Source organism: Cytobacillus sp. SAFR-174, from assembly GCF_051964675.1.
GTDB lineage: Bacteria > Bacillota > Bacilli > Bacillales > Cytobacillaceae > Cytobacillus.
Window position 1 is genome coordinate 135,655 of sequence record NZ_JBQCMZ010000011.1, and the last position, 10,350, is coordinate 146,004.

Consider the following 10,350-nt stretch of genomic DNA (forward strand, 5'->3'; position numbering starts at 1 on the left):
TAAAGATTAGAAGGTACTTGAAAAAAGGAGGGGAAAATCATACGGACTAAATATTTTATTGTTTTGCTTCTGACTTTTTTGATTGAAGTAGGTGTAACACTTTTCGTTGCCTCCACATTCTCTGTAAGGTTCATTGAGGTCATGTTTTTTACTGGCATGGCTTTTGCTGGCCTTAGCTTTTACTTTTCAAGCAGCGGGGGAGTCATTTCTGATTTCAGTTCCTCAAATGCAAGCGCACAAACAGGCCTCATCCAAAAGCGGGAAGTGTTTGTGTTTAGGAGGGGGCCAGTCTTCACAGCCTCCATCATTTTTTTCTGCATTGGGTTAGTGCTGTTTATTCTGCTTATTTCAGGGGTTATTCGCCTGCAGGTTAAGGTGTGATGCTAATAATGATTCGCAGTAATCGTATGTCATAATCATTGTTTATATTGTACAACGGAAAGGGGTGTTATATGAGGATTAGGGCAGCCAATCTATCAGATGCAGGCGCAATTGCTAAGGTACACGTTGACAGCTGGAGAACTACATACAAAAATATTTTTCCAGAAGAATTCTTAGAAAATTTATCATATCAAAGTCGTGAAGAGTTATGGATTAGTATTATTCCACAGGGGATTGTCTTTGTGGCGGAAAATGATGAAGGACAGATTGTTGGTTTTTCATCTGGAGGCAAGGAAAGAAGTGGGGATTACAAGGAATACCAGGGAGAACTCAGTTCCATCTATATTTTGAAAGAATTTCAAGGGCAAGGAATAGGCAAGGCTCTTGTTAAATCTGTAATTAAGGAATTAGGAAAATCAGGGATGAACACCATGCTCGTTTTTGTATTAGCGGATAATAATTCCACGTTATTTTATGAGGCCATGGGCGGCAAGGTTATTGATAAGATTGAAGTTGAGATTGCAGGAAAGAAACTTTATGAACTTGTTTACGGCTGGGATACAATTGATACTTTAAATGGACAGGAATGAACTCGTAAGAACAGAGGCAGTCATGCAAAATAGGAGAATCATCCATATATATATATTCACGGTTTATTTATTACATTAAAAGCAAATATTTTAAAATTTGGGAGATGACGAAAATGAGCGAGAAATTATTACGAGTAGGTACAACCTATATTCCAGTAACAAATGTAGATCTTTCCTCTGAGTGGTATGTAAATAAATTAGGAGCAGAGTTAAGCTACAAAGATCAGGACAAAGCAATTTTAAATTTTGCCAATCAGAGTATTTTTCTGGTGAAATCTAAGGAAGGTCAAAGTGCCAATTTCTTTGATATTTACGGCAATGAGCGATTTTCGCTTACATTTGAAGTTAATGGATTAAGTGCCTTAGAAGCCATACATAAAGACTTTAAGCAAAATGGAATAAGAGTAGGAGAGATCGAAGACAGAGGACACTCTGGAAGAAACTTTGTCTTTTATGATTTAGACGGGAACAAATTTGATGTGTGGAGTGAACTGAGTCCAGCCTTCAAGGAGAAATATCTCATTTCTAAATAGATATTTTAATGAAGGTTTTCATAATACATTTATAATAAGGTGAAAGGTTGAAGAATAGTCGAAATCAGCTGCTGTCCAGGCTGATTTTTTTTATTAAAGAGGCGGGTTATCTTAAATGAAACTTATTCTCCACCTATCCGTAATATCAAAAGAGATATGAAACTTAGTTATAAATGAGATGAGGAAAAAACAATGGATATCATTATTGGAGTGGCAATTGCAGTGGCTTTAATCGGGTTGCCTCTATTATTGTTCACTTGGTCATTAGTGAGATTAGTTGATTTGATAAAGAAACGGTAAAAGATAGTAAACAAATAAAAAAGGGAATGATCCAAGAAGGATTATCCCTTATTTTTGCTGAAGTGGCATCTATTATTATTTATTGTTACTATTTTGTACTTGGCGATCTTCGCTTCTATTTGGATTGTTTTCTAAGGGGTCCACGGTATGCTTAAAGTTATAGGCTTTAGAAGTTGTGATAACACTTAAGAATAGCACAATTAAAACAATCAAAACCCCAACAATTATTAATCCCGTTAACATTTTATTCACCTGATTTCATCTGTTTTTTCATAATCGCCGTTTAAGGCTGTTCGGTATGATCATCATCATTAAACTTATCTAGCATTTCGATCGTATCGACAAGGTGGTTATTAAAAATTTGGCGTGCTGCTTGAAGTAATTCAACAATCATGGGGTCTCTTAAGGAATAGATAACACGATTTCCATCTTTCGTTCCCGTGACAATGTTTTTAGCTCTTAAGACAGTTAGTTGCTGTGAAACCGCAGACCCTTCACTTCCTACAAGGCTTTGAATTTCATTTACATTTTTATCTCCATCCGCTAATAATTCCAAAATCCTTATCCTCAACGGATGGGCAAGAGCTTTAAAGAATTCAGCTTTAAACTGCTGGATTTCAAGGTTCAATTTATTGGCCCTCTCTTTCAAATCGGTTTTTAAGATGAACTGGCAGCCTTTCGTAATTCTTCCCTATCACTTTCTTCACCAGAAAAGACTGTACATTCTCTAAATGCAAAGTGTTTGCAGCCTAGGCATTTCCCTTTATTTAAGTGTGTAAGTGAAAAATTAATCGCCTCACCAGTATGTTCAAAGAAATATTCTTTTCCTATAAATTCATATAATCCTGTCTTTTTAAGCACTTGTTTTGGCTGAGGTTTTATTCCAGATATTAAAATAATCCCGTGTTTTGAGAAATCCTTTATCACTCTGGATAAATAATATTCACCCGTTGTATCCAGCAGCGGGACTTTCCCCATTCTTAAAAGTAAAACTCTCGGTTTATGGTTGAACGTATTCATGACTGACTGTTCGAACGATTGAGCATCCCCGAAAAATAAAGGGCCTTCTACCGTATAAATACTAATTTGAGGACAGTCATGAGTATCTGTCACCATGTGAGATTGGATTTTTCCATGTTTGTTTTCGTGATTTGGCAGTGCCTTTGAAGCTACCATCATATCACTCATGCGTTTTGTAAATAAAACTATTGCTAATATGAGTCCTGCCTCAACAGCAATCGTCAGGTTTGCAAAAACCGTTAATAAAAAGGTCACAACTAAAACGAGTGAATCTCCCGTCCTGGTTTTTAATACATGATAAAATTCATGCTTCTCGCTCATGTTCCAAGCAACGACCATTAAAATAGGGGCCATACTTGCTAAAGGAATAGTCGACGCATAAGGTGCAAAGAGCAGTAAAATTAACAAAACCGCGATTCCATGAATGATTCCGGAAAAGGGAGAAACGGCTCCGTTTTTTATATTTGTGGCTGTTCTGGCTATTGCGCCTGTAGCCGGTATCCCGCCAAATAATGGAGTAATTATATTTGCAATACCTTGGCCTACGAGTTCTCGATTACTATTATGCTTACTTTTTGTCATTCCATCGGCTACTACTGCAGATAATAAGGATTCCATGCCGCCAAGTAAAGCAATAATGAAGGCAGGTCCGATTAACAGCTGTATTTTTTCAAGCGTAATCTCCGGGATCTCAAAACGGGGTAACGAACTTGGAATATCCCCGAATGTTGATCCAATCGTTGCTACTTGATCTGGATAGAAGAAAATTGCTACAAGTGTAGAAAGCAGTAATCCAGCAAGAGATCCAGGTATCCTGGAAAAGAATTTAGACGCCAGTAAGATGGTCACTAAACAAATCCCGCCTGTTAAAACACTATAACCATTCATGGTATGAAAGTGAACGATAATTTCATTTATATTACTAAGAAATGATTCATGCTTCTCAACACCTGTCAGTCCTAAAAAGTTGGCAATTTGACCGGCAAAAATGATGACAGCGATCCCTGCTGTAAAACCATTCGTTACAGGTCTTGGAATAAATTTAATCAAAGACCCCAGCCGGAAAATGCCCATAAAACATAATATAACCCCTGCTATAAACCCGGCAATTAATAGGTTTTCATATCCATATGTCATCACAATTCCAAACAAAATGGGGATAAATGCCCCAGTAGGTCCACCGATCTGAAATTTCGACCCGCCGAACAGTGAAATCAATATCCCTGCAATGATTGTCGTATAAATTCCATATTCAGGTTTTACTCCTGAAGCAATGGCAAACGCCATACCTAATGGAATGGCAATTACGCCAACCACAAGACCAGACAGAAGGTCCTTCTGCAACCTTTGTAAGGAATACCCGCTATATCTTCCAGTAAAAATCGATTTGTATTGCATATCTAACCCTTCTTTAATTTTATAATTTGTATATCTGGTTATTTGAATATACTATGATATGAATTTACTCCGATTACTTAATATTGTCAAAAGGAATTTTTAGGGGAGGTTTTATGAAGCATATCAAGAATCACGGGAAGGGAGATGAAGCGGTGTCCGTCTGGATATAAACGGAGAAGTTGGAAACCCTATAATGAAAGATTTTTATCGCAGTCTAACGGGCAGTAAGACCCCCGCTTCAAGACTCAGAGGAATCAAAGAAGGATAAGTGGGGGTCAAACTGCCCGTAAAGGCCCGATTGGCGAGATACAGTGAAACTTGCCGACGCGCAGGCAGAGGCTTAGTTGAACCAATCGGGTTCGTAGTGTCGATTGATCGAAGCGCTAGCGGAGATCTTAGCGACACTAGAACGCGACTAACAATCAGTGGGGGATAAGGAAAACCCCCACTGATTGAAGTTTCACTTTATAAGGAGGAATTCTAATGAGAGACAAAGATCAGGAAACTAGTGAAGGACTGAATCAGATATTTGAAATCATTAATGCCAAAGGGGATGTTGGCGAAATTAATGAAATCCTTAAAAATGGAAGTGCGGATGATGAACAGGAAAATTCCGTTCCTAATTCCTAAGATAAATGAAATCTAAAGCTGAAAATATTTTTATGGGCAGCCAAAAAAGTGGGGGGGGCATAATCGGTCAAAATGAACTCATCTGTCGCAACAAAAATGGATTGTCATCCAGACAATCCATTTCTGCTTTATTTATTCATTTCAACTGTTTCGTTAATATCTGTCGATTTAGAGTTTTGCCCTGTCATGCGTTTAAAGAGAAAAGCTGCTTTTTTCGTGAAATTGCCAGTCTCCCAATATTCGGCCGCTTCCGTTTTTACCTTAATAAGGACAACGTTGGGATCATCATAAGATGTCTGCATGATTTCTTCATATGCTTTGCTCCACAATTCTTTTTTCTTTTCCAAATCCTCAACGATTTCTGCTCTTCCGCGGACGGAAACATAGGATTTGCCTGCATAAGCTACATTAACATCCTGATCATGAAGAATTTCCTCATACTTTGCAGTCTCTTTTTTCGTGAAAAACCATAAGTCACCATCAAATTCTACTTCTTGTGTTTTCATTGGACGGGACACAAGTCCTTCCTCCGTAACCGTGGTCAGCATGGCCGTGTCAATGTCTTTGATTAACTCTCGCAGTGTTTCTATTTCTTCTTGATTTATCACGTTAGACATTTCCCTCACCTCGTAAAAGTTTTATAGAGTTATATTACCCTTTAAACAAGCTTTTATTCAGGTATATCCCAATCAAACTTTTTAAGGGCAGGATGTCTAAGATGCTCAGTCAAGCTGGGGAGGATGGGAATTGTGTTAAGCAGTCGAGTAAACGAGAGTATTCAAAAATTGTTGAGGTTTTAAGACAAAGACTGATGGAATCAGGAGGGCAAATAGGTTCGAATAGGGGACAGAATGATCTGTGATCAGCCGCTTATTTTTATTCTTTTTAACGTATAGGGGCAGGTTAATCGAGCAAGGAAGTCAAATAACTAGTAGTACATGCATACTTAAAAGTTTGGAGGAGTTACAGGTGGTTTTCGGTTCCTTATTATTTTCTATTCTTCTTTGGGTTATTGGGCTATTTATTCTGTATTTCGTCATTTCTGCAGCAGTCAGGGATGGCATTAACAAGTCTGTTGCTGGTCAGTTTCTTGAAAATAAGTACGAGAGTAAAAAGGATAAGGATTCCTTTCTTGATCGTGACTTAGATAATGACAAATAAGGCTTTAGTTCCCTCTATTTGAATGCACGTGATATATAATTAAAGGAAACTATCCAGAATATAAGGAGAAAAAAATGCATGCATTATTAATAGGAGCAACGGGAGCAACAGGCAAGGACTTGCTGGATTTGCTGCTGGAAGATGAGTCCTTTCATCAGGTAGATGTTTTTGTCAGGCGGGATCTTCCTATCCAGCATGAGAAATTAAAGGTGCATGTGATTGATTTTGATCAATCCGAACAATGGAAGCATTCAGTGAAAGGCGATGTCTTGTTTTCTTGTTTGGGAACGACCTTAAAAGCTGCGGGAAGTAAAGAAGCGCAATGGAAAATCGACTACGACTACCAATACCAGTTTGCCAAAATAGCCAGAGAAAACCATGTCAGTCATTATGTTTTGGTATCTTCAGGAGGCTCGTCGCCTAATTCTCCCTTATTTTATCCAAGAATGAAGGGGAAACTGGAGGAATCAGTAAAAGATTTAGGGTTTCCTGGCGTGACAATCTTTAAGCCGCCTGTGCTGGTACGAAAAAATAGTGATAGAACCATGGAGGTTGCCGGAATGAAAGCCGTACAGTTTTTTAATAAATTCGGACTGCTTCGTTCTCAGGAACCGCTGCCGACAGAAATATTGGCTCAAGCCATGATTCAATCCGTGAAACCGCCAAGAAGCGGCATTGTTACGCTTGAAGGTGAAGCGATTCGGGAATGTGCCGGGAAGTTTGAGTAAGAATCTGATAACTTTGATCCAAGAGGTCAAGGTTATTTTTTATGCTGCCCGAAAGGGAATTTATGTTAAAATAGAGGTAATATTTAGAAAATAAATACAACTCTACTTTCCGATAAGGCGGGATAAGATGAAGCATGAAACAAAAGAGCAAGTTATAAATTGGCTGCTTACGATCATGATTCTAACGCTTGTAGGTTCCTTTGTTTTATTTTTTATGGGCTATTATATGGCCGGTTTTCTTGTTGGCGGGATATTTATGACAATTTCCACTTTTTTGGCCCAATGGAGCTCAGATAAAAGTGCCGATTATATTTTCAGGGGAGAATATCAAAATAACAGGAATAAGTGGAATAATAAATGGTAGAAAAGCGGTTCTGATGGGAATCTTCTTTTGCATGTAATGGGCACCATAGCTGGCAGAGAACCTGGCTGGGATGAGGGAGAGTTATGAAAAAAAACTATAAAACATATGCTTTTCTTATTCTATTGATCATTGCCGTTTTGGCTATCATGGATGGCTTAACTAATTCAAATGAGGCTGAGGAGCTGCGGAAGGAAAAGGATCAGTTAGCTGAGGAAGCCGCAAGTTTCAAAAATGAATATGAAATAAAAGCTAGTAGGCTGGATGTGGCAATAAAGGAAAATAAGGCTTTAGAAGAAAGTCTTTCGGAATTGGAGAAGGAAATTGAATCTTTGCGGTCTGCTGTAGAATATAAAGAATTTGCTGCTGCTGTAAGGGAGGTTGACACTTACAAGGCCGTACAAACCTTTGAGGAGGCGAATAGGTTTATTGCCCTAAAAGACGGGGTAGGATCCTACACAAATGATAGTGAAGGAAACTGTCCTTGCGGCTTTTTCTTTGAAAAAGGGTTTGAATGGGTGCCAAATGCGGCTCTTGATCTTAAAGCGTCAGAATTGAAAATGATAAAATCTTCCTTACCTATCATACGGCAGAGGATATTAAACAGGATTATCAATTTGTTATGGTTAAGGCGCAAGGACGATTTGACAGAGAGAAAAAGTGGAGAATTGATGAAATCAAGCTGGTGGGCAAGGGAGACCAGTAGGGAAGCGGGAGGAAAAAAGAAAGGGAGTTAAATGATGACAAACCATATTCATTATGTCACAGCAGGGGATCGATCAAATCCGCCGATCGTTTTTATCCATGGTTTATGCTGGACGAATAAGATTTGGGAGCCGATTGTTAATGGCTTGAAAGATTCCTATTATTTAATTTTAATTGACTTGCCCGGCCATGGTAAGAGTAAAACGTTAGATCACTATTCCTTTGAAGAGGTATCCGGAGACATCCATGAGCTAATTGCCTCGCTTGGTTTAAGCAGTAAGGTATGTATGGCTGGGAGCTCTATCGGGGCGTCCGTTGCCCTGGTTTATACAAGTCTGTATCAAAATGTGAAGAATTTACTTTTGGTGGATGGGGGGTACTATCCATTCAGTAAGACAGAGGGCTTATCATGGTCAGACATTGAAGATGGAACGATGCCCAATCATATCTTCGAAAGCCAATCCAGCTTTATCGAGTTTATGAAGGGGGATAATCCTTCTTTATGGAATCCATCCATCGAGCAGGCCGTTTTGGATCAAATTGTCTGGAATGATGCAGAAAAGAAATATCAATACAAAATTAATGATGACGGACAGCTGGGATACATGAAGGCTGAATGGGAATTGAACCCGGAGGAAATAGCGGCTGGAATTCCAGAAGAAGTAAACATAACACTGATGATTGCTTTAAATGAAAATACCGATAAAGAATTTTCACTGGATTATGCATCTCGTATGAAGGCAATTCATCCATTTACGGATATCGTCATTTTTGAAGACACTGATCATCTCATTATGCTGGATGCTGAAACACGATTTGTTCGGGAAGTTAAGAGGGTATTGGCTGGTGCCGGTCAAAAATAAACTTTGGCATCAGTATTAACACTTTGTGCAAGATCTGTCCAAAGACTGTCATTATGGCAGTCTTTTTCTAATTTTGTAAATAGCCCCATTAGTGGGAGCTTACCATGGATACACACTTTTTGGATGATAGAAAAGTATGAGAGAATCGACAGATGCCTATAAAACCTGCCGGCGAGATCCAACACTTCTTTAATCTGGAAGTTATTGGTCGGATGAGCTATCATATCAGTAAACAGGTTAAAAAGGAGCAGAAAATATGACAGCCGACATTCAAAAAGGTTCCCGCATTGATTTAACAAAAACAAGGCCAGATTTATCGCAGCTTTCTATCCGGATCAGCTGGGAAAGTCCTGATTCTTATGATATAGATGCAGCTGTATTCATGGCTGACCAAAATGGACATTGCCCTGATGATTCTTCCATGATTTTTTATGGCAATAGTGTTTCAACAGATCAATCTGTACAGCATTCTGTGGTTGCAGAGACGGGCAGAAGCACAGAAATATTTCACATTAATTTGCCTTTAATAACACCTTCTATCGAAAAGCTTGTTTTTACGCTGACCATCTATGAAGGCGATAAAAAAAATCAGACTTTCTCAGCAATGAACAATGCTTCTATTTTATTCAGCAATGCAGCAACAGGGGAAGAACTGCTTACATATAAGCTGGGGTCTTTTACAATTGAAAACACTTTAGTATTGGGTGAATTATATAATAGAAATGGAGATTGGAAGTTTTCAGCCAATACCGGCGGTTTTTCCGGCGGACTTGCTGCACTATGCAATCATTTTGGCATTGAAGTGGAAGAAGATCAGGAGAGCGGAGATTTTGAGGCGGCACCTGCGCTGGAAATAGAAAGTCCTATTTTACAAGAGACGGCAGTAAAACCCGAACCGCCTAGTGTGCCCGAGCCAGCTGCTCAGCAGCCGTCGATTAAGCTTGGAAAAATTACATTAGATAAGCCTGGAGAAGGGGTTTCACTCAGAAAGGCTGCCAAAATCGAAAACGTTAAAGTCAGGCTCAAATGGACAAAGGGGGTAGATTTGGATCTGCACGCTTTTTATAAAACCAAAACAGGCCAGTTTGGACATATTTATTTTGGCAATAAAGGCGGGTTTCATGCCTCTCCATTTATTAAGCTTGATCGAGACTCCGGTGTCGGAAACACGTCTGGAAACAATTCAGAAAACCTAACGATCAAAACACTGAAGGATTTGGACTCAGTCATTATTGCCACGAATATCTTCAGGTTTCTCGGCTTCATCTCCAAAGGGGAGAACTTTGCCAAATACGATGGCCGAGTCCTCGTCAAAACCGGCAACGGAGATGATATAGAAGTTCCGTTAACGTCAAAAGTAAAAGGCAGATGGTGTATCATCTGCAAAATAGACAATACGGATGCAGCAGATCCAAAGGTTCTGAATATCAACCGGGTGCAGTCCAATAAGCCGGATATTGGAGATTTGTGAAGAGTAGATTTATAGAAAAAACCTGATAAAATTAAGCTGGTTGGAGGAGTTTCTAACCAGCTTAATTTTATCAGCAACTTAGAAATTAATTAAGTGAAGCCAAAGTGTATTCTTTGAAAAAGAATACGCTTTTTGTGTGCCAGGCATGTTCATTAACTTGGCGGTGAAAGTCCGCTATGGGCGTTGGGATATGCGAACCATTAGCTGAA

Annotated in this window: 13 protein-coding genes; 9 read left to right on the forward strand and 4 right to left on the reverse strand. The window is 39.0% G+C overall.

Annotation, left to right across the window (positions count from 1 at the left end):
* The first annotated feature begins 452 nt into the window (after positions 1-452).
* Together ACTHRG_RS13310 and ACTHRG_RS13315 are read left to right on the forward strand one after the other, a co-directional pair.
* On the forward strand, positions 453-971 hold the full coding sequence (locus tag ACTHRG_RS13310; protein ID WP_076259827.1) for a GNAT family N-acetyltransferase: 519 nt from the start codon (positions 453-455) through the stop codon (positions 969-971).
* A 113-nt stretch (positions 972-1,084) separates the two neighbouring features.
* Positions 1,085-1,504, forward strand: a complete 420-nt coding sequence (locus tag ACTHRG_RS13315) for a VOC family protein (RefSeq protein WP_076259825.1) — start codon at positions 1,085-1,087, stop codon at positions 1,502-1,504.
* A gap of 375 nt (positions 1,505-1,879) precedes the next feature.
* On the opposite strand, the gene ytzI is transcribed toward ACTHRG_RS13315, so the two are convergent.
* The 3 genes from ytzI to ACTHRG_RS13330 are packed head-to-tail and all read right to left on the reverse strand — an operon-like array spanning position 1,880 to position 4,222.
* Positions 1,880-2,047, reverse strand: a complete 168-nt coding sequence (gene ytzI / locus ACTHRG_RS13320; protein WP_076259822.1) for a YtzI protein — start codon at positions 2,045-2,047, stop codon at positions 1,880-1,882.
* 40 nt (positions 2,048-2,087) lie between these two features.
* Positions 2,088-2,432: an ArsR/SmtB family transcription factor gene (locus tag ACTHRG_RS13325; protein WP_076259819.1), complete on the reverse strand. Its 345-nt coding sequence runs from the start codon at positions 2,430-2,432 to the stop codon at positions 2,088-2,090.
* 29 nt (positions 2,433-2,461) lie between these two features.
* Positions 2,462-4,222, reverse strand: a complete 1,761-nt coding sequence (locus ACTHRG_RS13330) for a SulP family inorganic anion transporter (RefSeq protein ID WP_440231314.1) — start codon at positions 4,220-4,222, stop codon at positions 2,462-2,464.
* A gap of 483 nt (positions 4,223-4,705) precedes the next feature.
* On the opposite strand from ACTHRG_RS13330, the gene ACTHRG_RS13335 reads away from it, so the two are divergent.
* Positions 4,706-4,852 (forward strand): hypothetical protein, encoded by a 147-nt coding sequence (locus tag ACTHRG_RS13335; protein WP_175609187.1) that lies wholly within the window; start codon positions 4,706-4,708, stop codon positions 4,850-4,852.
* Positions 4,853-4,980: 128 nt separating this feature from the next.
* Here ACTHRG_RS13335 and ACTHRG_RS13340 read toward each other — a convergent pair whose 3' ends face one another.
* Complete coding sequence (locus ACTHRG_RS13340) at positions 4,981-5,469, reverse strand: pyridoxamine 5'-phosphate oxidase family protein (RefSeq protein WP_076263565.1); 489 nt, start codon at positions 5,467-5,469, stop codon at positions 4,981-4,983.
* Between the two features lie 352 nt (positions 5,470-5,821).
* On the opposite strand from ACTHRG_RS13340, the gene ACTHRG_RS13345 reads away from it, so the two are divergent.
* The 6 genes from ACTHRG_RS13345 (at position 5,822) to ACTHRG_RS13370 (ending at position 10,141) form a co-directional block, all read left to right on the forward strand.
* The gene (locus ACTHRG_RS13345; RefSeq protein ID WP_076263563.1) at positions 5,822-6,013 is read left to right on the forward strand and encodes a hypothetical protein; all 192 of its coding nucleotides are present in this window, start codon (positions 5,822-5,824) and stop codon (positions 6,011-6,013) included.
* 74 nt (positions 6,014-6,087) lie between these two features.
* Positions 6,088-6,741, forward strand: coding sequence for an NAD(P)H-binding protein (locus ACTHRG_RS13350; RefSeq protein WP_076263560.1), 654 nt, complete (start codon positions 6,088-6,090; stop codon positions 6,739-6,741).
* A 127-nt stretch (positions 6,742-6,868) separates the two neighbouring features.
* Complete coding sequence (locus ACTHRG_RS13355) at positions 6,869-7,105, forward strand: hypothetical protein (protein WP_076263557.1); 237 nt, start codon at positions 6,869-6,871, stop codon at positions 7,103-7,105.
* An 83-nt stretch (positions 7,106-7,188) separates the two neighbouring features.
* Positions 7,189-7,839, forward strand: coding sequence for a hypothetical protein (locus ACTHRG_RS13360; RefSeq protein WP_440231316.1), 651 nt, complete (start codon positions 7,189-7,191; stop codon positions 7,837-7,839).
* Positions 7,840-7,842: 3 nt separating this feature from the next.
* Complete coding sequence (locus tag ACTHRG_RS13365; RefSeq protein ID WP_076263551.1) at positions 7,843-8,670, forward strand: alpha/beta fold hydrolase; 828 nt, start codon at positions 7,843-7,845, stop codon at positions 8,668-8,670.
* Positions 8,671-8,926: 256 nt separating this feature from the next.
* Positions 8,927-10,141: a TerD family protein gene (locus tag ACTHRG_RS13370; RefSeq protein ID WP_076263548.1), complete on the forward strand. Its 1,215-nt coding sequence runs from the start codon at positions 8,927-8,929 to the stop codon at positions 10,139-10,141.
* The last annotated feature ends 209 nt before the right edge of the window (positions 10,142-10,350 follow it).